General features: G+C 71.2%; 20 protein-coding genes and 1 pseudogene. 13 read left to right on the top strand and 8 right to left on the bottom strand.

Features of this window, described 5'->3' with window-relative positions; genetic code table 11:
• Positions 1-17 precede the first annotated feature (17 nt).
• Complete coding sequence (locus tag ABD363_RS01520) at positions 18-1,187, bottom strand: THUMP-like domain-containing protein (RefSeq protein WP_344599500.1); 1,170 nt, start codon at positions 1,185-1,187, stop codon at positions 18-20.
• A 90-nt stretch (positions 1,188-1,277) separates the two neighbouring features.
• Between ABD363_RS01520 and ABD363_RS01515 the strand changes: the two genes are divergently transcribed.
• The 4 genes and pseudogenes from ABD363_RS01515 to groL all read left to right on the top strand — a co-directional run bounded on the left by ABD363_RS01515 (position 1,278) and on the right by groL (position 5,444).
• The gene (locus ABD363_RS01515) at positions 1,278-2,216 is read left to right on the top strand and encodes a polysaccharide deacetylase family protein (RefSeq protein WP_344599499.1); all 939 of its coding nucleotides are present in this window, start codon (positions 1,278-1,280) and stop codon (positions 2,214-2,216) included.
• Positions 2,213-2,959 (top strand): annotated as a pseudogene (locus tag ABD363_RS01510) (polysaccharide deacetylase family protein); the annotation flags it as partial. The gene ABD363_RS01515 and the pseudogene ABD363_RS01510, both read left to right, overlap by 4 nt.
• A 431-nt stretch (positions 2,960-3,390) precedes the next feature.
• Complete coding sequence (gene groES / locus ABD363_RS01505; RefSeq protein ID WP_190206047.1) at positions 3,391-3,699, top strand: co-chaperone GroES; 309 nt, start codon at positions 3,391-3,393, stop codon at positions 3,697-3,699.
• A 119-nt stretch (positions 3,700-3,818) separates the two neighbouring features.
• Entirely contained in the window at positions 3,819-5,444 is a 1,626-nt protein-coding gene (gene groL / locus ABD363_RS01500) for a chaperonin GroEL (protein WP_344599498.1), read from the top strand.
• Positions 5,445-6,013: 569 nt separating this feature from the next.
• On the opposite strand, the gene ABD363_RS01495 is transcribed toward groL, so the two are convergent.
• Entirely contained in the window at positions 6,014-6,436 is a 423-nt protein-coding gene (locus ABD363_RS01495; RefSeq protein ID WP_344599497.1) for a hypothetical protein, read from the bottom strand.
• 830 nt (positions 6,437-7,266) lie between these two features.
• Positions 7,267-7,740, bottom strand: a complete 474-nt coding sequence (locus ABD363_RS01490; protein WP_344599496.1) for a transposase family protein — start codon at positions 7,738-7,740, stop codon at positions 7,267-7,269.
• 1,032 nt (positions 7,741-8,772) lie between these two features.
• Here ABD363_RS01490 and ABD363_RS01485 point away from each other — a divergent pair.
• Genes ABD363_RS01485 through ABD363_RS01475 form a run of 3 tightly spaced genes read left to right on the top strand, consistent with a single transcriptional unit; the run spans position 8,773 to position 11,618 of the window.
• Entirely contained in the window at positions 8,773-9,216 is a 444-nt protein-coding gene (locus ABD363_RS01485; RefSeq protein WP_344599495.1) for a hypothetical protein, read from the top strand.
• Between the two features lie 9 nt (positions 9,217-9,225).
• On the top strand, positions 9,226-11,025 hold the full coding sequence (locus tag ABD363_RS01480; RefSeq protein ID WP_344599494.1) for an alpha/beta hydrolase: 1,800 nt from the start codon (positions 9,226-9,228) through the stop codon (positions 11,023-11,025).
• Positions 11,022-11,618 carry a hypothetical protein gene (locus ABD363_RS01475; protein WP_344599493.1) on the top strand — a complete coding sequence of 199 codons (597 nt, stop codon included), beginning with the start codon at positions 11,022-11,024 and terminating at the stop codon, positions 11,616-11,618. The genes ABD363_RS01480 and ABD363_RS01475 overlap by 4 nt, the downstream gene beginning before the upstream one ends.
• A gap of 538 nt (positions 11,619-12,156) precedes the next feature.
• On the opposite strand, the gene ABD363_RS01470 is transcribed toward ABD363_RS01475, so the two are convergent.
• The 3 genes from ABD363_RS01470 to ABD363_RS01460 form a co-directional block, all read right to left on the bottom strand.
• Positions 12,157-12,849: an ester cyclase gene (locus tag ABD363_RS01470; protein WP_344599492.1), complete on the bottom strand. Its 693-nt coding sequence runs from the start codon at positions 12,847-12,849 to the stop codon at positions 12,157-12,159.
• A gap of 74 nt (positions 12,850-12,923) precedes the next feature.
• On the bottom strand, positions 12,924-13,697 hold the full coding sequence (locus ABD363_RS01465) for an SDR family NAD(P)-dependent oxidoreductase (RefSeq protein ID WP_344599491.1): 774 nt from the start codon (positions 13,695-13,697) through the stop codon (positions 12,924-12,926).
• 99 nt (positions 13,698-13,796) lie between these two features.
• Positions 13,797-14,465 carry an MOSC domain-containing protein gene (locus ABD363_RS01460; RefSeq protein WP_344599490.1) on the bottom strand — a complete coding sequence of 223 codons (669 nt, stop codon included), beginning with the start codon at positions 14,463-14,465 and terminating at the stop codon, positions 13,797-13,799.
• 80 nt (positions 14,466-14,545) lie between these two features.
• Between ABD363_RS01460 and ABD363_RS01455 the strand changes: the two genes are divergently transcribed.
• A complete protein-coding gene (locus tag ABD363_RS01455; protein ID WP_344599489.1) occupies positions 14,546-15,466 on the top strand; it encodes a LysR family transcriptional regulator in 921 nt (306 codons plus the stop codon).
• A gap of 46 nt (positions 15,467-15,512) precedes the next feature.
• Here ABD363_RS01455 and ABD363_RS01450 read toward each other — a convergent pair whose 3' ends face one another.
• The gene (locus ABD363_RS01450) at positions 15,513-15,842 is read right to left on the bottom strand and encodes a WhiB family transcriptional regulator (RefSeq protein WP_344599488.1); all 330 of its coding nucleotides are present in this window, start codon (positions 15,840-15,842) and stop codon (positions 15,513-15,515) included.
• A gap of 389 nt (positions 15,843-16,231) precedes the next feature.
• On the opposite strand from ABD363_RS01450, the gene ABD363_RS01445 reads away from it, so the two are divergent.
• The 4 genes from ABD363_RS01445 to ABD363_RS01430 all read left to right on the top strand — a co-directional run bounded on the left by ABD363_RS01445 (position 16,232) and on the right by ABD363_RS01430 (position 20,617).
• Positions 16,232-16,843 (top strand): response regulator transcription factor, encoded by a 612-nt coding sequence (locus ABD363_RS01445; protein WP_003948568.1) that lies wholly within the window; start codon positions 16,232-16,234, stop codon positions 16,841-16,843.
• 267 nt (positions 16,844-17,110) lie between these two features.
• Positions 17,111-17,698, top strand: a complete 588-nt coding sequence (locus ABD363_RS01440) for a sigma-70 family RNA polymerase sigma factor (RefSeq protein ID WP_344599487.1) — start codon at positions 17,111-17,113, stop codon at positions 17,696-17,698.
• Positions 17,699-17,836: 138 nt separating this feature from the next.
• Positions 17,837-19,345, top strand: coding sequence for an IMP dehydrogenase (guaB, locus tag ABD363_RS01435; protein ID WP_344599486.1), 1,509 nt, complete (start codon positions 17,837-17,839; stop codon positions 19,343-19,345).
• 147 nt (positions 19,346-19,492) lie between these two features.
• A complete protein-coding gene (locus ABD363_RS01430) occupies positions 19,493-20,617 on the top strand; it encodes a GuaB3 family IMP dehydrogenase-related protein (protein ID WP_344599485.1) in 1,125 nt (374 codons plus the stop codon).
• A 254-nt stretch (positions 20,618-20,871) separates the two neighbouring features.
• Here ABD363_RS01430 and ABD363_RS01425 read toward each other — a convergent pair whose 3' ends face one another.
• Positions 20,872-22,080 carry a nucleotide sugar dehydrogenase gene (locus ABD363_RS01425; RefSeq protein WP_344599484.1) on the bottom strand — a complete coding sequence of 403 codons (1,209 nt, stop codon included), beginning with the start codon at positions 22,078-22,080 and terminating at the stop codon, positions 20,872-20,874.
• Between the two features lie 385 nt (positions 22,081-22,465).
• Between ABD363_RS01425 and ABD363_RS01420 the strand changes: the two genes are divergently transcribed.
• Positions 22,466-23,435: serine/threonine-protein kinase (locus tag ABD363_RS01420; RefSeq protein WP_344599483.1), on the top strand; the 970-nt coding region annotated here is incomplete at its 3' end.

The following is a 23,435-nucleotide window of genomic DNA, read 5'->3' as shown; positions in this document are numbered from 1 at the left end:
GCCGCGCGGCCCGGGCCTCACGGCCGGACGGGATGCCCGACGAGCACCGTCGGCGCGCCCGCGACCCGGGTCAGGAACACCGTCGCCGCGTTCGGCCCCTGCGGCCGCACCTTCCGCCGCAGCTCCTCCGGTTCGACGGCCGACCCCCGCTTCTTCACGGTCAGCGTGCCGACCTCCCGCTGCCGCAGCAGGGCCTTCAGCCTCTTGACGTTGAAGGGGAGGTGGTCGGTGATCTCGTACGCGGTGGCGTACGGCGTCGGCCGCAGGTCGTCCGCCGTGACGTACGCGATGGTCGCGTCGAGCAGCCCGCCGCCCACCAGGTCGGCGACCTCCGCGACCAGGTGGGCGCGGACGACGGCGCCGTCGGGCTCGTACAGGTACCGCCCCACCGGACGCACCGGCGGATCCGGCAGCCGGCGGGAGAGCAGGGTGCGCGGCCCCGGCAGCAGGGTCGCCCGGACCGCGCCCGGCTCGGTGCCGAACCACAGCACCGCCTCCTTCACGTCCCCGCCGTCGGAGACCCACTCGGCCTCGGCGTCGGCGGGCACCGCCTCGTGCGGGATGCCGGGCGCGACCTTCAGCGCGGCGGCGCGGGAGGCCGTACGGGCTGCCGCGACGGCCCAGGACAGCGGCGGCGAGTAGGCCTCCGGGTCGAAGACGCGGCCGCGTCCGCCGCGCCGGGCGGGGTCGGCGAACACGGCGTCCCAGCCGGTGGTGTCCACGTCCGTGACGTCCGCCTCCCGCACCTCGATCAGGTCCGCGAGCCCCAGCGCGTCGGCGTTGGCCCGCGCCGCCGCCACCGCCGCCGGGTCCCGGTCCACGGCGAGCACCCGGATCCCGGCCCGGGCCAGCGCGATCGCGTCGCCGCCGATGCCGCAGCACAGGTCGGCCACGGACGTCACGCCCAGCTCCCTCATCCGCTCCGCCCGGTACGCCGCCACCGCCGCGCGCGTCGACTGCTCGACCCCGTTCGGCGTGAAGTACATCCGCCGCGCGTCCTCGGCGCCGAACTTCGCCGCCGCCCGCTGCCGCAGCCGCGCCTGGCCGAGCGCCGCCGACACCAGCCCGGCGGGGTGCGCGCGCCGCAGCCGGGTGGCCACGGCCAGCTCCTCGGCGGGGTCGGTGTCGCGCACCTCGTCGAGGAGGGCGCGGCCTTCGGGGGTCAGCAGGAGGGCGAGGTCGTTCACCGGGTCATTGTGGGCCAGTCGGTGGACGGCGCGCCCGCGGCGGCGGTGTCGGCCCGGGACCGGGACGCCGGGCTGCGAGGATCCGGCACCATGCGAGCAGCCGTACAAAATGACGAACGCCGGGCGCGGGGGGCGGTTTCCCCGAGACTGCGGATCCGTGGCGGCCTCGCCGTGCTCGCCGTCGCCGCCCTCGCCCCGGGATGCGCGCCGAACGACGACCGGGCGCGGCCCGTCGCCGGCCAGCAGGCCCCCCAGACGTCCCCGGCCCGGGCGCTGGCCGCCTACGCCGCCAGGCTGCGCGCGGCCCACGCCGCCCGGGTCGCCGCGGCGAAACGCTGGGGCCTGCGCCGGGTCCCCCTGACGGCCCCGCCCCCGCCCGCCGAGAAGCCGAGGATCGGGACCCGCGCGGGCTTCGAGGTCGACGACCACCGGGAACGGGACCTCCCCCCGGTCTTCACCACCGTCCCCACCCGGCACAAGGTCGTCTTCCTCACCATCGACGACGGCGCCGAGAAGGACCCGGCGTTCCTGCGGATGATGAGCGAGCTGAGGATCCCGTACTCCGCCTTCCTCAGCGACTACCTGGTCCGGAAGGACTACGGCTACTTCGAGCGGATGCAGCGGCTGGGCGTCACCCTCAACAACCACACCCTGCGCCACCCCTACCTGCCCGCGCTGTCGTACGCCCGCCAGAAGCGGGAGATCTGCGGCATGCAGGACGTGATCGAACGGCGCTACGGCAAGCGGCCGGTCCTCTTCCGCCCGCCCTACGGCAACTACGACCAGGACACGCTGCGCGCCGCCAAGGCCTGCGGCATCCGGTACGCCCCGCTGTGGAACGAGGAGGTCTTCGCCGACCGCTGGGAGTACCGCGAGTGGGACCGCGAACTGCGCCCCGGCGACATCGTCCTCAGCCACTTCCGGGGCCGGGGCGACTGGGAGGGCACGATGCGGGACATGGCCCGCCGCTTCCTGGACAAGGTGACGGCCGAGGGGTACGCGGTGGCGCGGCTGGAGGACTACCTGTGAGGCCGCGGCGGGCGGCGACCGGCCTCCTCGCGGCCGCCGCCCTCACGGCCGCCCTGACCGCCTGCGGCACGCAGCCGCCGACCGCGGCCCGGCCGGGCGGCGACGCGGCGCACGGCCACCGGCCGGGCGGCGCCCGGGAGCCGGCCGCCCGCGGCACGGGCCTGCCCCCGGTCGTCGACCGCGTCCCGACCCGCGACCGGGTCGTCTTCCTCACCTACGACGACGGCGCCGAGCGCGACCCCCGGTTCGTCGACCTGGTCCGCGCCCGGCGCCTGCCGGTCACCATGTTCCTCACCGACAGCGTCGCGGGACCGGCGTACGGCCACTTCGCGCGCCTGCGCGCGGTCGGCGCGAGCCTGCAGAACCACACCCTCGACCACCCCTTCCTGCGGGGCCTGCCCTACGCCGGCCAGCGCGCCGAGATCTGCGGCCAGCAGGACAAGCTCAAGTCCCGCTTCGGCGTCCGCCCCCACCTCTTCCGGCCGCCGTACGGCGCGTACGACACGGCGACGCTCCGCGCCGCCGCCGACTGCGGGATCACCGCGGTCGTCCTGTGGCGGGCGTCGGTGACGGGCACCGGCGAACTGGCCTACGCCCGGGGCGCCCCCCGCCTCCGGCCGGGCGACATCGTCGCCGTGGACCCCGACGAACCCACGGGCCTGTCCCTCCTGGACCGTACGAGACGCCTGCTGGGGGAGATCGAGGAACAGGGGCTGCGCGTGGGACGCCTGGAGGACCACGTCCGGATCCCCGGCCGGGGACCACGTACGGACGCGCGGCCCTCCGGCGCCGGCCGGGGACCGCGTACGGACGCCCGGCCCTCCGGCGCCGGCCCGTCCGGCGCCCGGGAACGGGGCCGTCCGGGAACGGAACCGTCCGGGAACGGGGCCGTCCGGGCCTGAGCGGGGGTCCGGGGGCGGCTCCCGGGGGCGGTCTCTCCGGCACCGGCCGGCTGCGCGGACGCGCGCCCGCGGGGATTTCCCGCGCCACGCCACGGGCAATTGGCACTCCGCTTGACCGAGTGCTAATCGCGGTCATAGTCTCGGCTCTGGCACTCCCCCCTGGAGAGTGCCAACAACGCGACGGGCAGGTCCGGCACCCGCGACGACGGATCGACCTGGTCGCCACCTCAGACAGTTAACCCCGTGAGATCTCCGAAGGGGGAGGTCGGATCGTGACGACCGCCAGCTCCAAGGTTGCCATCAAGCCGCTCGAGGACCGCATCGTGGTCCAGCCGCTGGACGCCGAGCAGACCACGGCCTCTGGCCTGGTCATTCCGGACACTGCCAAGGAGAAGCCCCAGGAGGGCGTCGTCCTGGCCGTGGGCCCGGGCCGCTTCGAGGACGGCAACCGCCTTCCGCTCGACGTCAAGGTCGGCGACGTCGTGCTCTACAGCAAGTACGGCGGCACCGAGGTGAAGTACAACAACGAGGAGTACCTCGTCCTCTCGGCCCGCGACGTCCTCGCGATCGTCGAGAAGTAAGTCGACGCCACCTCGACTCCTTGCTCTCCAGCTGCGCCCCTGGCCCCCGCGACCGATAAGAAGCCGGGCGCCCGGGGCGCAGTTGATTTCCCCTAGATCCCGAGAGGGCTCACGCTCCCATGGCGAAGATCCTGAAGTTCGACGAGGACGCCCGTCGCGCCCTTGAGCGCGGCGTCAACAAGCTCGCCGACACGGTCAAGGTGACGATCGGCCCCAAGGGCCGCAACGTCGTCATCGACAAGAAGTTCGGCGCGCCCACCATCACCAACGACGGTGTCACGATCGCCCGCGAGGTGGAGATCGAGGACCCGTACGAGAACCTCGGCGCCCAGCTGGTCAAGGAGGTGGCGACCAAGACCAACGACATCGCGGGTGACGGTACGACCACCGCGACCGTCCTGGCCCAGGCCCTGGTCCGCGAGGGCCTGAAGAACGTCGCCGCCGGCGCCTCCCCGGCGCTGCTGAAGAAGGGCATCGACGCGGCGGTCAAGGCCGTCTCCGACGACCTGCTCGCCACCGCCCGCCCGATCGACGAGAAGTCCGACATCGCCGCCGTCGCCGCGCTGTCCGCCCAGGACCAGCAGGTCGGCGAGCTCATCGCCGAGGCGATGGACAAGGTCGGCAAGGACGGTGTCATCACCGTCGAGGAGTCCAACACCTTCGGCCTGGAGCTGGACTTCACCGAGGGCATGGCCTTCGACAAGGGCTACCTGTCGCCGTACTTCGTGACGGACCAGGAGCGCATGGAGGCCGTCCTGGAGGACCCGTACATCCTTATCCACCAGGGCAAGATCTCCGCCATCGCGGACCTGCTGCCGCTGCTGGAGAAGGTCATCCAGGCCAACTCCTCCAAGCCGCTGCTGATCATCGCCGAGGACGTCGAGGGCGAGGCCCTGTCCACCCTCGTCGTGAACAAGATCCGCGGCACCTTCAACGCCGTCGCCGTCAAGGCCCCCGGCTTCGGCGACCGCCGCAAGGCGATGCTGCAGGACATGGCCGTCCTCACCGGCGCCACCGTCATCTCCGAGGAGGTCGGCCTCAAGCTCGACCAGGTCGGCCTGGACGTGCTCGGCACCGCCCGCCGCGTCACCGTCACCAAGGACGACACCACGATCGTCGACGGCGCCGGCAAGTCCGAGGACGTGCAGGGCCGCGTCGCGCAGATCAAGGCCGAGATCGAGACCACGGACTCCGACTGGGACCGCGAGAAGCTCCAGGAGCGCCTCGCGAAGCTGGCCGGCGGCGTGTGCGTGATCAAGGTCGGCGCCGCCACCGAGGTGGAGCTGAAGGAGCGCAAGCACCGTCTGGAGGACGCCATCTCCGCGACCCGCGCCGCGGTCGAGGAGGGCATCGTCTCCGGTGGCGGCTCCGCCCTGGTGCACGCCTCCAAGGTCCTGGAGGGCAACCTCGACAAGACCGGCGACGAGGCCACCGGTGTCGCCGTCGTCCGCAACGCCGTCGTCGAGCCGCTGCGCTGGATCGCGGAGAACGCGGGCCTGGAGGGCTACGTCATCGTCTCCAAGGTCAAGGAGCTGGAGAAGGGCAGCGGCTACAACGCCGCCACCGGCGAGTACGGCGACCTGGTCAAGGCCGGCGTCATCGACCCGGTCAAGGTCACCCGCTCCGCCCTGGAGAACGCCGCCTCCATCGCCTCCCTCCTGCTGACGACCGAGACCCTGGTCGTCGAGAAGAAGGAAGAGGAAGAGCCGGCCGCCGCGGGCCACGGCCACGGCCACGCCCACTGAGCGAACCGCTCGCGAAAGGCCCCGGTCCCGGGAGGGACCGGGGCCTTTCCCTGTCGGACGGACCTTCCCCCGCCGGCCCCGGGTCTCGTCAGCCGTCGGCGCGCACCGGGAACCGGAGGGGTTTTGCGGGCAAGGCTCGAGCCCAGTCCACGCCTCAGGCCGGTCCCGGACATCCGTCCGATGCGTGGCCAGGCACGCGCTGTGCGGGGCGGCGGTGAACCAGGGGAGAGGCGAAGGCAAGCGGACCCGAGCCCGCCGGTCATCGGGCGAGTCGATCCATGAGCAGCCACAGCGCGGGCGACGACGGTGGCCGCGTCCGGATTGCGGACGCCGCCCGGCCTGCCGGTGCGTGACTCCGAGCGGCCGGGCGGCGCCGTGCTCATGGCGGTGGCATACATGGGAACGGCAACGCGCGACCGCGTGAAGGTGAAAGGGGCGGCGGCCGGCCCCGGGGCCCGCGCCCTTCGTCGTGCTTGCCGTCCGCCGGTGCGTCCGGGACAGCGCTCCGCACAGCGGTACGGACTCGGGGCTTGCCGACCCCTGTCCCCGAGGCCGGCCGCCCCCCGTCCCTACGGCGCGGCCAGGCGTCTGGCCCAGGAGGACAGGTCGTCCACGGAGTTGCCGCTCACGCTCGCGGAGTAAGTCTCCGGGCCGACCCGGATGTCCAGGACGAGGTGCCGGGGCAGCAGCGGAAAGCGGCTCCTGGTGACGCGGGCGTCACCGGTGAACACCTTCCGGACCAGCTCTCCCAGGTGTTCGGTGCGCACGTTCTCGAAGGTGAAGTCGTCCAGCATGAGCCGTACGGCCTCGGGGTGGTTGTCGGCCCCCATGACGAAAAGATGGACGTCGTGGCCGCGGACGCTGCCGTCCCAGTCCGCGACCCAGGCGCCCCCTTCCCAGCGCTCGATGAACGCGCCGTCCTCCGCGCCCAGTGAGCGAAGCGCTGATTCGAGCTCCGCCGTCGCCTGCGGCTTGTCAACTTTTCCTGCCATGCCCCACGTCTACCTTCCGGCCCCGGATTCCGGCCATCCCTCGCCGGATTCCAGCCGGAGGACGGCCCGGGCGGCTCCGCAGCCGTCGGCACCTCCGGAACCGTCCCGCATACGGCCCGGACGGCGTCGGACCGGAGCCGCCCCCGTGGGAACAGGGCAGGGAAAGCAGGTCACGACCGTCCCGCGGGGACAGCCGGGGCTGGACGGGGAGGCGCCGAAGGCCGGCCCACGGCCCTCACGGCCCGCACCCGCACCGTCTCCCCGGGAGCGTCGGCCGTCCGGCCACACCCCACCCCTCGGCCGGCGACGCCACCGGGGCCGGCCCGCGTCCGCCGTCCGCGAGCGGCCGGCCGTCGGACGTGGGAGACGGGCAGCAGCCCCCCCGCACACATCGCTCACCTCCACCCGGACACGCCCCCGCCGCCCCGCCCGGCCGCAGCCCGGCACCCCGGCCGGGCACCCGCTCGTGGGCGACGGCGTTCGCGGGCGAGCTCGGCCGCGACCAGTTCCACGGCGTCGCGGGCCGGGTGCCGTAGAACTGTCGACCGCCCCGGACGCCCCTCTGGTGCGAGGCAAGACGCCGGGTCGGACGAGCGTGGCGGGGGGTGGCAGCGAGACGGAGGGTGAAGGGGGAGGCGGGGTGAAGACGGGGGTCGTGGCCCAAAGTTCCCACCCGGCCAGGGCTGTGACCGGGTGGACCGCGCCTACGGCGGGATTCCGCGGAGGCTCGGCCGATGAGTGCCGGGATGCCGTGGCGGGGGCTCCCGCCGAGGCGGAGGTGGGGATGCGCGCTGCGCGCATGAGTACAAGCATTCAATGAGCCTTTTCCATCATCGGTCTGAGCTGGCCGAATGCAGGGGTATAACGGCTCGGACGAGGCTCGTGGCGCGAGTGGTCAAGCACCGCAGTTTGCGGAGAAGTCTCCAGGACTTGAGGGTGGCGACGGCCTTCTCGACCAGGGCCCGGATGGTGGCGTGAGACCGGTTGACGGCCTTCTGGCCTTGGGAGAGCGTCTTCCAGCGTCCCCAGTACGGGATGCGGACCGTGCCCCCGGCGCCTCGGTATCCCTTGTCGGCCCAGCACGTGATGCCGAGGTCCGTGAGCGTGCGGATGACGCCGTGTTCACGGGCGGCCCGGACGTCGTGGACGGCACCGGGCAGAGCCGGCGAGGCCCACAGCAGCCGGCCGGACGGATCGGCCAGGACCTGCACGTTCATCCAGTGTTTCTTGCGTTTGCCGGAGTAGGCGGACAGGAAACGCAGGGCAGAGCTGGACACGTCGACGCCGGACGGGTGGACAAGCACACGAAGCCTCTGGTGAAGACGGATTTCTTGGTCGAAAACCCATCTACCAGGAGCTTCACTTGTCCGTCAGCCCAACTGACGTCCTCAGCCGCCAGGTTGGAAAGGACTCAGTGAGTTGGCGGACCGCTTCCGGCAGCTCACGGGTGGCTGGCAGACCGAGGCGGACGAGCGGCGCCACCTCCCGCCTCCGCTGCTCAGGGGTGATGAGCAGTTCACCCGGATCGCCGGACCCTAATGGGGTCCGACTTCTGCAAGGGACACGCCTTCACGTGGCTGCCCAACCACTTGATGGACGATGTCGAGCAGGTCAGCCCGCGCAGCTTCCTCAGCGCGCTGCGCAAGGCGCTGTCGGAGACCAGCGACCAGTACGCCGGCCATGAGTTCGCCTTGCACCACGAATGCATCGCCGCGGAGTGCAGAAGGCTTCGGAGACGCGGATTGCCGAAGTCAGTGAGGACATGCCGTGGGCGCGGGATGCCATTGGGCTACTGGCCGGGCACCAGGTGCCCATCGAGCAAGTGAAGGTCGAAGTCCTGTGGGAGGAGCACCGCTTGGTGGACGCCCTACGCAAATGGGTCGAGCGGTACGTGCCCAGAACGACGAGGACGAGACCAGGGTGCGGACCGGGCCCCCGCCACCCAGAACACCCTGAGCTGCTGATCGAGGAGCTGGTCGCACTGGGCGTGATGCGCCGCCGCTGCGACGGCCGTATCGACTTGCCGGACGTCTATCGCTTCGCAATCGGAGTAGGCCGTAAGGAGGGGTTTCCCGGGGGACGAGCTGAACCCGCAGGGCCACTCGCACTGAGTGGCTACTCTGCGGGCAAGGACGAGCGCCGTGGTGTGCCGCATCGCTGCCGTTCGCTTCCCGGCCGCCGCCAGCATCTGAGTACGGATACTCAGGCGGCCGTGGTGATCGGAACGGATGGGGCATGTGGTGAAGGGGTGTAGCGTGCTTCCCGGTCAGCGCAGCGTTGCGGTCGCTCGTTCGCGGCGAGCGGCGCACGGCACAGCAAGAGGAGGGGAACCACGCGTGGCGTGGGAGGAGTGGGAGCAGCTCAAGGTCGCGGCAGCCGAACGGCACTCCGCGCGGATGCAGCTTAACCAGTTGCCCGCCGACCAGGGTGGCACCGGCGCTTCTGGCAGACTCCGGTCCGACAAGGCGACATGGTCCGCGGCCGGTGAAGGCGTACGCGACTTGCGGGACAACATTCACAAGGCGCTGGCGAAGCTGAAAGACGGACAGACGGGGCTCGGCAAGGGAGTCGGCTGTCTGACCGCAGCGGCTCAGAAGAGCGTGCACGACTCCTGGGAACGCCGAGTGAGGAACATCGGCGAACTCTGCGACGGACTCGCCGACGTGTTGGAGAAGGCGGGAAACGACCAGCTCAGGACCGATGAGGCCATCAAGGCCGAGATTGCCAAGTTGAGGGTCCGCCCCGAGGGTACGTCCACTGTCGGCGGCAAGGACCGGTGATCCGGAGACATGGATCTCAAGACGCTCAAGGCTGTCAACCCCTCCGAGTACGCGGACGCGGCGGACGGATACCGCGCGATCAGCGACATGGCCGATGCGGCCAGGGACCGCATCGACCAGCAGATCATCAAGGCTATGCAGAAGGCCAACGAGGGTGAGGGGGCGGACGCGGCGTTGAAGCAGCTGGCCAAGCTGTCGGAAAACTTCCACTACACCCAGATGGAATGCGGCTTGGTCAGCGGAGCGCTCAACGGCTTCTCGTCCGAGATCGCCGCCCCTAGGCGCCGCCTGCTGGAGGCGTTGGAGGACGCAAAGGAGCTGTCGTACACCGTAGACGCGGACGGCAGCGTCACGTACCCCGCCGGTGGCGAGAACGGGCTGACCGGTGACAAGGTTCCCGGCGGAACGATCAAAAGCAACACCGGCCTGTACAACCCTGGGCTTGGCCCCGACACCTCGGGCCTGCACATCCCCAACCCCCACCACGCGAAGGCCCAGGACATCGCTGACCGCATCGCTTACGCCGTGCGGGAGGCCACGGAGATCGATGAACGGTACAGCAAGGCGTTGGGGAAGCTGAAGGCGGCGCCGGGGCTGACCGTCAACGCCAAGACGTGGGCGGATGTGGCGGCCGACGTGGATACCGTCGACTCGGCCGCGAGCGAGTATCTTCGGGACACCATCCCGCTGGACAAGTCGCCCGCCGACCGCAAGGAGTGGTGGGACAGTCTCAGCGACGAGGAGCGCGACGAGTACAGGAGGGCGTTTCCGGAGACCATCGGAAACCTGGATGGCATTCCGGCCGTGGTGCGGGACGAAGCGAACCGCGAAAATCTGGGGATGCTTATCGCGAAGCTGGAAGGCCAGCACGACGAGAGGTCGCGAACCATGCTGGACGGTCTGAAGTCCATCGACCATCAGTTGCGGCACCCGGATCCTGAGTCTCCGCCTATGTACCTGCTCGGTATCGGTGATGAGGGAAACGGGCGGGCGATTGTTTCGTACGGGAATCCAGACGCCTCGCGTAACGTTTCCGCCTATGTGCCGGGCCTTGGGACCGCGCTGGATTCGGATTTCGCCGAAAACGACTTGAAGCGAGCCATGGACACGGCCATCGACGCGCAGAAATATGATTCTTCAAGTGCGTCGATCGTCTGGCTGGGATACGATGCTCCGCAGTTGCCTGCCGACAGGGTCGTGGAAAATTTTTCCGTCATGTCGATGGGCGACGCCAAGGCCGGTGCCACGGCTTATAACCAGTTCATGGCCGGTATATCTGCCACGAATGAGCACACCGATCCGCACATCACTGCCATCGGCCACTCCTATGGATCCCTCACCGTGGGTCAGGCGGCTCAACGAAACGGGGGAATCCCCGGAGCCGACGACATCATCCTCCTTGGCAGTCCTGGCACGGGGGCCGATCGAGCGGAGGACCTCAACGTCGGCAAAGAGCATGTCTTCGTGGGTGCGGCCGACAACGACCCCGTCACTCACCTTCCCTCGAAGAAGGAGGCAGCGGCCGCTGCCATCGGCTTCAGTGGGGGACCGCTGGTTTCTTACCTTTTTGGGGATATCGCGGATCAAGGCGATGACGACATCTGGTTCGGAAAGGATCCAGCGAGTGAGGAATTCGGCGCTCGCCGCTTCCTGGTGGATGACGGGCCACGTCCCTTCATCGACGGTCAGGGACCCACGCCCGCACACTCGAACTACTTCAACCCGGAAAAAGACCTGGAGTCCGCGGACAACATTGCGAAGATTGTGGCGGGGGAGTCCGAGCGCATCAAGGTGGAGCGGTGGAGATGAGTGGTTTCAGAAGGATTCTGACGCTGGCGTGCGCGGCTACTTTCGCGCTCTCCGGGTGCAGTATGGTGGACCGCTCGACCGGATCATCGTCGGACAATGGTGAGAAGCGCGCCATGAATATGACCATGCAGCAGGCCGCAGAGCGGGCTGACTCAATGCTTGACGCCACGCTTGACGCGATCGAGCCGAGTGTCCGTTGGACGCACGGGGCATCGACGGCGGGGAAATGTGATGTCTCGCGACGCCGCGTCGTTATGACTATTATTTCCAAGGAGCGGATGGGAAACCTTTTGGGGCTGGTTCAGCGGTCTTGGGAAAAGAGCGGTTACCGGATAAAGTCGGTCAATAAGGATGAAAAATTTCCGGCGATTTATGCTCAGTCGTCCGACGGTTTCGGTATCGCTTTGACGGTTGGCGCCGAGAGGCAAGTATTCTTCGAAGCGACCACGCCCTGTGTGAAGCCCTCCGACGTGGCCGCTCCCACCGCTTCGCCCAACGGTCCGGCCTATGAATATCCGATCCCCCGCCCCAACGTCCGCTCAGACTTCTGGTCGTCGACCACTCCGTTCTCCTCCGCTTCACCGACGACGTAGACGGGCCGATGACGGCCCTGGGAGGGAATCCCGGCGCGATGTCGCCCGCCCGATCGCTTGAGCAAGGCGAAGTGAGAGGGTCGCGCAGGATGTGCGTACGGATGGTGCGATGGGCGGGTGTCCAGTGGCCGGCCAACGCGCGGTGAGGTGGGGCCGCTTGGTCTGCGGGGGCACGACGCAGACAAGGAGACCCTCGTGAACGGCGTTCACTCGTATGGATCGACTTGCCGGTTTCCTTTCGTCGTTCACGCGTTCCGGCCTCCGACCGGTGAAGGTGGCTTGGCCTACGGCGAGGGGGTGGGACGGCATGGACGCGGGTGCGGGCTCGAAGGCGGGTGGGACGGAGCCGGACTTCGGGACGCGGTTCCGGCGTTGTTCCGGACGCCGGACGAAGTCGTTGCAGGAGGCGGCCCGAGCCGGTCAGCCGCAGACAGGCGAAAGGCCTGTTCCTGAGTAAGGAAGCTCCCGCACGGGAGCCCTCGGACGACAGGCACGGGAACGGGCCCCGTGGCCGTGGCCGGAGCCGGAGCCGGCGGGCTCAGCCGCAGGATGCTCCCAGCTGTTCCCTCGGTCCCGCCCGGTCGTGGTGCCACCAGCCCTCGCAGATCTTCCCGTCCCGGAAGTGGTGCCAGGTCGAGCCGGTCATGCTCACGTCCTGGCCGGTCGGCGGAACGCCGGGGAAGGCGCCCTCGTGCCGCGCCGTCCACGTCCAGAGCGGGCCCATCTGGTCGCCCTCGCCGGTCCGGCCGTCGACGCGGAGGGAGAAGCCGAACGCCGCCCGCCAGTCGCCGTACTGCTCGGCGGAGGCGGCGAGTCCCCGGACGCCTCCGGGGTGGGCGGAGCCGTGGTCGACGTGGTCGCCCGTGCAGAACTCGGACAGCAACCCCGGTCCGGTCCGCCCCGTCGCCCCGAAGAACGCCCGCGCCGGCGCCTGGTTGGGCTGCTCGTCGCGCACCACCTCCAGATCGGTGAACGTCGGCATCTCGTCGCGGAGCGCGACCATCTTTCGGAAGACCCGGTCGGTCTTTGGCAGGTCGGAGTTGCGCATCGCCTCCTCGTACGAGGGGGACTCCACGCTCTCGACGATGTGCGACGTGTCCGAGCGGCCCTTGCCGAGCACCGCGTGCGTCGCCGTCCGCTTCCCCCTGGTCCGCTCGACCCAGGTGTCCGTCAGCCGGTTCGTCTCGTCGAACCGGTCGGTCCGGCACTCGATGAGCTGTACGGGGGCCATGACGCCGCCGCCTCCCGGCCCGGAGTTCGGGTTGTGTCCTTCCGGTCCAGGTCCGCAGCGGTTTCCGGCCGGGTCTACTGCGGCCCGTACTTCCGCCCCGTCCTCGACGTGATCCCGCCCAGCAGCCCCCGCGGCACGACCTTCGCCACGCCCGTCAGCGCCTTGTAGCGCGGGTCGGGGACGGACAGCGTCTTTCCCCGGGCCAGGTCCGCCAGTGCCGCCGCGACCAGTTTGTCCGCGTCCAGCCAGAGCCAGTTCGGGATGTTGTCCGTGCCCATCCCGGCCCGCTGGTGGAACTCGGTGCGCACGAAACCGGGGCACAGCGCCATCAGCCGTACGCCGCTGCCCGCCAGGTCCCGCGCCACGCCCTGGGTGAACTGCACGACCCACGCCTTGGACGCCCCGTAGGTGCCGCGCGGCACGAAGGCCGCGACCGAGGCGACGTTGACCACGCCGCCGCGGCCCCGCTCCCGCATCGCCTCCGCCGCCGCCGAGGTCAGCCGCAGCACCGCCTCGCAGTGCACCTTGAGCATCCGCAGCTCGTCGGCCATGGACACGTCGAGGAAACGGCCCTTGTTGCCGAAGCCGGCGTTGTTGATCAGCAGGTCGACGGGGTTCCTGCGGTCGCCCAGCCGGGCGGCCACCGCGTCGATGCCCTCGTCGGTCGCCAGGTCGGCCGTCAGCACCTCGGCCTCGATGCCGTGCCGGTCGTGCAGCTCGGTCGCCTGTTCCCGCAGCCGTCCGGTGTCGCGGGCCACCAGCACCAGGTCGTGTCCGTCGGCCGCCAGCCGCCGCGCGAAGGCGGCGCCGATGCCCGCCGTCGATCCCGTGATCAATGCCGTTGTCATGACGCAAGATTAGTGACCCGGACCTCATCCGTCCGTTTGCTGCACGAGGCCTCCACGAACGGTGAAGCGCCGGTTGACGGCCGAAGGCGTGAACGCGCGTCAGCCCCCGTACCGCGCCACGTACTTCTGCGCGTCCGCGAGCGCCTCCGGGTGCAGCGCCCGGCCGGCCGCGAGCACGCGCGGCAGCAGCGTCCGCTCGGTGGTCGCCGCGCGGAACAGCAGGGCCACCGTCACGTCGTGGCCGGGCCGGTGCACGATCTCCACCGGGTCGCCCGCCCGTATCTCCCCGGGTTCGATCACCCGCAGGTACGCGCCCGGCGCGCCCCGCTCCGTGAACCGCCTCACCCACCGCTCCTCGTCCAGATGACCCTGGAAGGTGCGGCACGGGATCCGCGCGCAGGTGACCTCCAGCACCACCTCGGGCCCGATCCGCCAGCGCTCGCCGATGAGCGCGCCGGAGACGTCCAGGCCCGACGTCGTGAGGTTCTCGCCGAACGCGCCGTTCGCCAGCGGCCGGGAGAGCTCCCGTTCCCAGTCGTCCAGGTCCTCGCGCGCCATCGCGTACACCGCCTGGTCGTCGCCGCCGTGGTGCCGCGTGTCGCACACCGTGTCCCCCGCCAGGCCGCTCGCGCCGACCCCCTTGGGCCCGGGCGCCGCCACCCGCACCGGCCCGTCCGCCGGCCGCTTGTCGATGCCGGTCACCCCCTGCGGGTGGTCCGTGTACGGCACGGCCTTCGGGCGGCCCAGATTCACCGAGAGAAGCTTCATGCCCGCACGGTAAGGGACACGGGCCCAAAGCGGCGACGCATTATCCGGCATCGCGTCAAAGGCTCGCTTATCCTCGAAGGGTGATCGAAGCCCGCCACCTCCGCGTCCTGCGCGCCGTGGCCGCCACCGGCTCCTTCTCGGCGGCGGGGCGCGAGCTGGGGTGCACCCAGCCCGCCGTCAGCCAGCAGATGAAGGCCCTGGAGGCGTCCGTCGGCACCCCCCTGCTGATCCGCACCGGGCGTGAGATGCGGCTGACCCAGGCCGGCGAGGCGCTGGTACGGCACGCCGCGGGGATCCTCGCCGGGCTCACCGCGGCCGAGGAGGAGGTCGCCGCCATCGCGGGGCTGCGCGCCGGGCGGGTCCGGCTGGTCTCCTTCCCCAGCGGCAGCTCCACCCTCGTCCCGACGGCCCTCGCCGCGCTGCGCGCCGCGCACCCCGGCACCCGGGTCTTCCTGGAGGAGGCCGAGCCGCCGCGCTCGGCCGGGATGCTCCGGGAGGGCGACTGCGACGTGGCGCTCGCCTTCCGCTACGAGGGGGCGGCGGGCGCCGAGGAGTGGGACGACCTCGTCGTACGGCCGCTGCTGACCGACCGGCTCGTCGCCCTCGTGCCCGAACGGCACCGGCTGGCGCGCGCCGGGTCCCTCGCGATCGGGGAACTGGCCGGGGAACCGTGGATCGCGGGCTGCCCGCGCTGCCGCGGCCAGCTGGTCGAGGTGTGCGAGGCGGCCGGTTTCACGCCCCGCATCGACTTCGCCACCGACGACTACCCGGCGGTCGTCGGCCTGGTCGGCGCCGGCCTAGGCGTCGCCGTCCTGCCCCAGCTCGCCGTCGAGTCCGTACGGCCCCGGGGGGTGCGCACGGTGACGCTGGAACCGGCGGTGCGCCGGGAGATCGTCGCGCTCACCCTGCCCGACCTGGCCCAGGTGCCGGCGGTGACGGCGACCCTGGACCAGCTGGGGCGGGCGGCCGCGCGCCAGGAGCGGTCGGGGGACGGGCCGTAAAAGCAACGGGCACGCGTGCGCGTGCCCGTATTGCAGAAACGTTCCTTCAAGTGTTCGAGGCGCTCTCCCCGCCGGCGGCCGAAGCCGATACCAGCCGATTGCGCGCCCGTCCCATGAGCTCTTCGCGCTCGTCCTCGGTCAGCCCGCCCCACACGCCGTACGGCTCGCGCACCGCCAGCGCGTGCGCCGCGCACTCGGCGCGGACCGGGCACCTCATGCAGACCTCTTTGGCCGAGTTCTCGCGAGCACTCCGAGCCGCACCGCGCTCGCCCTCCGGATGGAAGAAGAGCGAGCTGTCCACCCCGCGGCACGCAGCCAGGAGCTGCCAGTCCCACAGGTCCGCGTTCGGTCCGGGAAGGCGGGAGAAATCTGCCATTGCGTGACCCCTTGTAGCCGATCTGGGCGGATACGGTGTCCACGACCGTACAACTACGATCTAAGGAGATGAAAATATGACCCATTGCGAATCTAGTAGCAGACACCTAGGAAGAGGAAGAAAATACGCCAAATGGGTCATAGGTTGTGATGAAAGGTTGAGGGTCTGTTGCGCATGTCCGCCTCGTGTCGGTCCCCTCACGTAGAGTGCCGAAGAGGACACACAGTCCCGTAACTCTTTCGAGTGACCGTCGTTGAGAGTGCGAGGCGGTTGAAGGAACCGGCGCTCGGGCGGGCGTCCGAGACGGTCGACCGCACAGGTGACGATTTCGTACCAGCCTGGAGGCTCAAGGTGACGCGCAGCAGCTGTGAGAGCCGCGGAGGACAGTCATGACTTCCGTCCTCGTCTGCGACGACTCCCCGCTTGCCCGAGAGGCGCTCCGCCGTGCGGTCGCGACCGTGCCCGGCGTCGAGCGCGTGACGACGGCCGCCAACGGCGAGGAAGTCCTCCGCCGCTGGGGTGCCGACCGCTCGGACCTGATCCTGATGGACGTGCGCATGCCCGGCCTGGGCGGCGTCGAGACCGTCCGGCGGCTGCTGTCCGCCGACCCCGGCGCGCGGATCATCATGCTCACCGTCGCCGAGGACCTGGACGGCGTGGCCCTCGCCGTCGCCGCCGGCGCCCGCGGCTACCTGCACAAGGACGCCTCGCGCGCCGAGCTGCGCGCCACGGTCACGCAGGCCCTCGCCGACCCGACCTGGCGGCTCGCCCCGCGCCGGCTGCGGTCCGCCGAGATGGGCGCCGCGCCCACCCTCACCGCGCGCGAGATCCAGGTCCTGGAGGGCATGAGCCACGGCCGGTCCAACGCCGAGATCGGCCGCGAGCTGTTCCTCTCCGAGGACACCGTCAAGACCCACGCCCGGCGGCTCTTCAAGAAGCTCGGCGCCTCGGACCGGGCGCACGCCGTGGCGCTCGGCTTCCGGTGGGGCCTGGTCCGTTAGGGCGTCCCCCGTGCCGTGCGGGCGGGGGTGCGGGGAGCCCCGCCTACCGCGGGACGGGCGGGGAAGGCAAGGAGGCCCACCGGGTGCCCGCTGCTCGTTTCGCCGCGGATGCCGCATCCTTGAGGTGTGGAGTCTCTCGGGGACGAGTCGGTCGAGCGGAAGGGGAGGGCGCAGGGGATGAGTTCCGGCGCACCTGCTCATAACGCTTCGGTGCACAACAGCGAACGCGGCACCACGGACAGCACGGCCACAGGGCACCATGGACCGATGCGCGACGACGAGGCGGCCCCTGGCCAAGGGGCGATCGGTGCGCTCGTCCATCGCGCCGTCGACGGGGACGAGCAGGCCACGCACGACCTGCTCGCCCATGTCCACCCCCTCGCGCTGCGCTACTGCCGCACCCGGCTGTCCCGGCTGCCGGGCGACGCCCGCCACTTCGTCGAGGACCTCGCCCAGGAGGTCTGTGTCGCGGTGCTCCTCGCGCTGCCGCGCTACCGGGACACCGGGCGCCCCTTCGAGGCGTTCGTCTTCGCCATCGCCGCCCACAAGGTCGCCGACCTGCAGCGCGCGGCGATGCGCCACCCCGGCTCGACGGCGGTCCCGTCCGACGAGATGCCCGAGCGGCCGGACGACTCACTGGGCCCCGAGGAGCGCGCGCTGCTCAGCAGCGACGCGGAATGGGCCAAGAAGCTCCTGGCCAACCTTCCGGAGAACCAGCGGGAGCTGCTCCTGCTGCGCATCGCGGTGGGCCTGACGGCCGAGGAGACCGGTCAGATGTTGGGAATGTCACCCGGCGCGGTCCGGGTGGCGCAGCACCGGGCGCTGAGCAGACTGCGGGCGTTGGCCGAGCAATAACCCCGCATCCAACAGGCGATCCGCCGTTTCCGTACGAACATACGAAGGTCGGAGCCATCCGGAACCGTGGAATGAGACAGCCACGCTTCCCGTTAGCATGGACATCCGCACCGATCAAGGCCATTTGGGGAAGGTGTCATGACTGCCAACGTCGACGGAGTGCCCGGTAAATTCGCGACACTCGGGCTGACCTACGACGACGTGCTGCTGCTGCCGGGCCCGTCGGACATGGCACCCGACGAGATCGACACCGCCTCGTACGTCTCCAAGAACGTGCGGGTCAACATCCCGCTCCTGTCCGCCGCCATGGACAAGGTCACCGAGTCGCGCATGGCGATCGCGATGGCCCGCCAGGGCGGCGTCGGCGTACTGCACCGCAATCTGTCCATCGAGGACCAGGCCAACCAGGTCGACCTGGTCAAGCGCTCCGAGTCCGGCATGGTGGCGAACCCGATCACCATCCACCCGGACGCCACGCTCGCCGAGGCCGACGCGCTGTGCGCGAAGTTCCGCATCAGCGGCGTGCCGGTCACCGACCCGGCGGGCAAGCTGCTCGGCATCGTCACCAACCGCGACATGGCCTTCGAGACCGACCGCACGCGCCGGGTGCACGAGGTCATGACGCCGATGCCGCTGGTCACCGGCAAGGTCGGCATCTCCGGCCAGGAGGCCGTGGAGCTGCTGCGCCGCCACAAGATCGAGAAGCTGCCGCTGGTCGACGACGAGGGCGTCCTCAAGGGCCTGATCACGGTCAAGGACTTCGTGAAGGCGGAGAAGTACCCCAACGCCGCCAAGGACGCCGAGGGACGGCTGCTGGTCGGCGCCGCGGTCGGTGTCGCCGGTGACGCCTTCGAGCGCGCCCAGGCCCTCATCGAGGCGGGCGTCGACTTCATCGTCGTCGACACCGCGCACGGCCACTCCCGCCTGGTCGGCGACATGGTCGCCAAGATCAAGTCGAACGCGTCCGGCGTCGACGTCATCGGCGGCAACGTCGCCACCCGCGAGGGCGCCCAGGCCCTCGTCGACGCGGGCGCCGACGGCATCAAGGTCGGCGTCGGCCCCGGCTCCATCTGCACCACCCGCGTGGTCGCCGGCGTCGGCGTCCCGCAGGTGACCGCCATCTACGAGGCGGCGCTGGCCGCCAAGGAGGCCGGCGTCCCGGTGATCGGCGACGGCGGCCTGCAGTACTCCGGCGACATCGCCAAGGCGCTCGTCGCGGGCGCCGACACGGTGATGCTGGGCTCGCTGCTCGCGGGCTGCGAGGAGTCGCCGGGCGAGCTGCTGTTCATCAACGGCAAGCAGTTCAAGTCGTACCGCGGCATGGGCTCCCTGGGGGCCATGCAGTCCCGCGGCGACCGCAAGTCGTTCTCCAAGGACCGCTACTTCCAGGAGGGCGTCGCCTCCGACGAGCAGCTGGTGCCCGAGGGCATCGAGGGCCAGGTGCCCTACCGCGGCCCGCTCTCCTCGGTCGTCCACCAGCTGGTCGGCGGCCTGCGCCAGTCGATGTTCTACGTCGGCGGCAGGACGGTCCCCGAGCTCCAGGCCAGGGGCCGGTTCGTGCGGATCACCTCGGCGGGCCTGAAGGAGAGCCACCCGCACGACATCCAGATGACGGTCGAGGCGCCGAACTACAGCGCCAAGCGGTGACGCCCGCGCGCACGGCGCGCGGTCCCGGCTTGCGGAGGGCGGCCCCGGACGTTCCGGGGCCGCCCTCGCCGTCCCCGCGGAGGGCCGCCGCCGGCCCGGTCGGGGATACTGGAAGGCGCTGAAACGCATAGGGAAAGGCCACACATCGTGACTGAGATCGAGATCGGGCGAGGCAAGCGCGGCCGCCGGGCGTACGCCTTCGACGACATCGCCGTCGTCCCCAGCCGTCGTACGCGGGACCCGAAGGAGGTCTCGATCGCCTGGCAGATCGACGCCTACCGCTTCGAGCTGCCGTTCCTGGCCGCCCCCATGGACTCGGTCGTCTCCCCGGCCACCGCGATCCGCATAGGGGAACTCGGCGGCCTCGGCGTGCTGAACCTCGAGGGCCTGTGGACGCGGTACGAGGACCCCCAGCCGCTGCTCGACGAGATCGTCGGCCTGCCCGTCGAGACGGCCACCCGCCGCCTGCAGGAGATCTACGCCGCCCCCATCAAGGAGGAGCTGATCGGCGCGCGCATCAAGGAGGTGCGCGACTCCGGCGTGGTCACCGCCGCCGCGCTCTCCCCGCAGCGCACCGCCCAGTTCTCCAAGGCCGTCGTCGACGCGGGCGTGGACATCTTCGTCATCCGCGGCACGACGGTCTCGGCGGAGCACGTCTCGCACGCGCACGAGCCGCTGAACCTGAAGCAGTTCATCTACGAGCTCGACGTCCCGGTGATCGTCGGCGGCTGCGCCACCTACACCGCCGCGCTGCACCTGATGCGCACCGGCGCGGCCGGCGTGCTGGTCGGCTTCGGCGGCGGCGCCGCGCACACCACGCGCAACGTGCTGGGCATCCAGGTCCCCATGGCGACCGCGGTCGCGGACGTGGCCGCCGCCCGCCGCGACTACATGGACGAGTCCGGCGGCCGGTACGTGCACGTGATCGCGGACGGCGGCGTCGGCTGGTCCGGCGACCTGCCCAAGGCGATCGCCTGCGGCGCCGACGCGGTCATGATGGGCTCCCCGCTCGCGCGCGCGACGGACGGCCCGGGCCGGGGCCACCACTGGGGCATGGAGGCCGTCAACGAGGAGCTGCCGCGCGGCAAGAAGGTCGACCTCGGCACGGTCGGCACCATCGAGGAGATCCTCACCGGCCCGTCCCACACCCCCGACGGCTCGATGAACTTCTCCGGCGCGCTGCGCCGCGCCATGGCCACCACCGGCTACAGCGAGCTGAAGGAGTTCCAGCGGGTCGAGGTGACGGTGGCGGACTCGCAGCACCGGCGGTGAGGTGACGCCGCGCCCGGCCCGGGCGGAGGAGGCGGAGGAAGGGCCCGGTCACTCGTGGGAGTGGCCGGGCCCTTCCGCTTGCCCGGCCGGACGTGCGGGGGCGCGGGGCCGCATCCGGGGCGGAGAGGGCGGGGAGGGGCGTTTTGGGGCGGTGGTGTCCGTGTCCGGTGCCCCGGTTCCGCGGAGCGCTCCCTTCCGGGGCGCGGCCGCACGCCACCGGCCCCGCAGGCTCGGGCGCTGCGCGCGCTCCCCTCTCACAACCGGTGCGCCGCCCCGGTGGGCGTCGCCCCGCGCGTGTCCAGCAGCAGCTGGGCCTTCACCGACAGGCCCTGGAGGTCGTACGTGCGGTGCTGCTGGAGCAGGATCGTCAGGTCGGCCTCGGCGGCGGCCTCGTAGAGGGAGTCGGCGCGCGGGACCGGGCGGTCCAGGACGCTCCAGGAGGGGACGTGCGGGTCGTGGTAGCTGACCGCGGCGCCCAGCTCCATCAGCCGGATCGCGACCTCCTGGGCGGGCGTGGCCTGCTGGTCGGCGAGGTCGGCCTTGTAGGTGACGCCGAGCAGCAGCACGCGCGCGCCGCGGGCCGACTTGCCGTGCTCGTTGAGCAGGGCCGCGGCGCGCTGGACGACGTACCGGGGCATCCGGCTGTTGACCTGCTGGGCCAGTTCCACCATGCGCAGAGTGCGGCGCGCGTGACCGGCCAGGTCCTGGGGGACGGAGGGGCCGCCGACGCCGGGGCCGGGGCGGAAGGCCTGGAAGCCGAACGGCTTGGTCTCCGCGCAGCGGATGACGTCCCACAGGTCGACGCCGAGGTCGTGGCAGAGGACCGCCATCTCGTTGACGAGGGCGATGTTCACATGCCGGTAGTTGGTCTCCAGCAGCTGCACCGTCTCCGCCTCCCGGGGGCCGCGCGCGCGTACCACCTTGTCGGTGAGCCGGCCGTAGAAGGCGGCGGCCGACTCGGTGCAGGCGGGGGTGAGGCCGCCGATGACCTTGGGGGTGTTGGCGGGGGTGAAGGCGCGGTTGCCGGGGTCGACGCGGCTGGGGGAGTAGGCGAGGTGGAAGTCGCGTCCGGCGCGCAGCCGTGAGCCCTCCTCCAGGAGCGGGCGCAGGAACTCCTCGGTCGTCCCCGGAAGCACGGGCGACTCCAGGATCACCGTGGTGTGCGGGCGCAGATGGGCGGCCAGGGCGCGGGCGGCCGCCTCCACCTGGCCCAGGTCGGGCCCGCCGTCCGCGCCGCGCGGGGTCGGGGCGCAGATGACGGCGGTCCGGACGCGGCCCAGTTCCGCCGGGCGGGCGGCCGGGCGGAATCCCCGCGCGAGCATCCGGCGCAGTTCGGCGGGGCTGAGGGAGCCGGTCTCGGGGCCGGTGCGGTAACCGAGGGTGGGAATGCCGGCGGCGACGGCGGCCTGGGCCAGGGGCAGGCCGTACGGGCCGAGTCCGATGACGGCGAGATCTGCGGGCATGGCGTGGGCCGTCCTTCCCAGTAACCGAAGCGGGACAGGTGCGCAAGCCCGGTGGACAGCACGGGCGAGCACAAACGTCACACTAGGAGTAAATATGACCGATATGCGGGATTGGGTGGCTGTGTTGCGGCGGGAGTCGTCCGCGGGCCGCGGGTGAGGGACGGCCGGAGCCGGGCCGCCCGGTCGGACTCCGGGCGCGGGCAGGCGCGAACCGGGCCGCGCCCGGCGAATGCGGCCCGCACGACCGGTGAGCGGCGGAACGCGGGATTCACCGGGGCCGGGCCCACCGGCTCCCGTCACGCCGTCAGGGACACCCTGGGCACCGAGCACTTGTCGGGTGAGGGACAATGAAGTCTCTGTCAGGGCGGGTTGCATGAGGGGACGCATGTCGGAGGCGGAGCGGGCGGGGGCATCCCGTCAGGACGAGAGCGCACGTCTCCTCGCCGGGCGGTACCGGCTGGGAGACGTGCTCGGCCGCGGCGGCATGGGCACGGTGTGGCGTGCCGAGGACGAGACCCTGGGGCGCACGGTCGCCGTCAAGGAGCTGCGGTTCCCGTCGAACATCGACGAGGAGGAGAAGCGGCGCCTGATCACGCGCACCCTGCGCGAGGCCAAGGCGATCGCGCGGATCCGCAACAACAGCGCCGTGACGGTCTTCGACGTGGTCCAGGAGGACGACCGGCCGTGGATCGTGATGGAGCTCGTCGAGGGCAGGTCCCTCGCCGAGGTCATCCGGGAGGACGGCCTGCTGGAGCCGAAGCGCGCCGCGGAGGTCGGCCTCGCCGTGCTCGACGTGCTGCGCTCCGCGCACCGCGAGGGCATCCTGCACCGCGACGTGAAGCCGTCGAACGTGCTCATCGCCGACGACGGCCGGGTCGTGCTCACCGACTTCGGCATCGCCCAGGTCGAGGGCGACCCGTCCATCACCTCCACCGGCATGCTCGTCGGCGCGCCCTCGTACATCTCCCCGGAGCGGGCCCGCGGCCACAAGCCGGGACCGGCGGCCGACCTGTGGTCGCTGGGCGGGCTGCTGTACGCGGCGGTGGAGGGCGTGCCGCCCTACGACAAGGGCTCCGCGATCGCGACGCTCACGGCGGTGATGACCGAGCCGCTGGAGGAGCCGAAGAACGCGGGACCGCTGAAGGACGTCATCTACGGACTGCTCACCAAGGACCCGGCCAAGCGGCTCGACGACGCCGGCGCGCGGGCGATGCTGAACGCGGTCATCCACGCGCCGCGGACCGGGCCGGCCGGCGGGGCGGAGCCGGCGGACGCCACCAAGGTCGTGCCGCTGCCGGCGCCGCCCGGCGGGCCGGCCGGCCGCGGCGGCGCGGCGGACGCCGGGAGCGAGCGGC

The sequence above is a fragment of the Streptomyces glaucus genome, assembly GCF_039533365.1.
Classification (GTDB): Bacteria; Actinomycetota; Actinomycetes; order Streptomycetales; family Streptomycetaceae; genus Streptomyces; species Streptomyces glaucus.
Note: the sequence above shows the minus strand (reverse complement) of the source record. Positions and strands in the feature narration are given on the sequence as shown.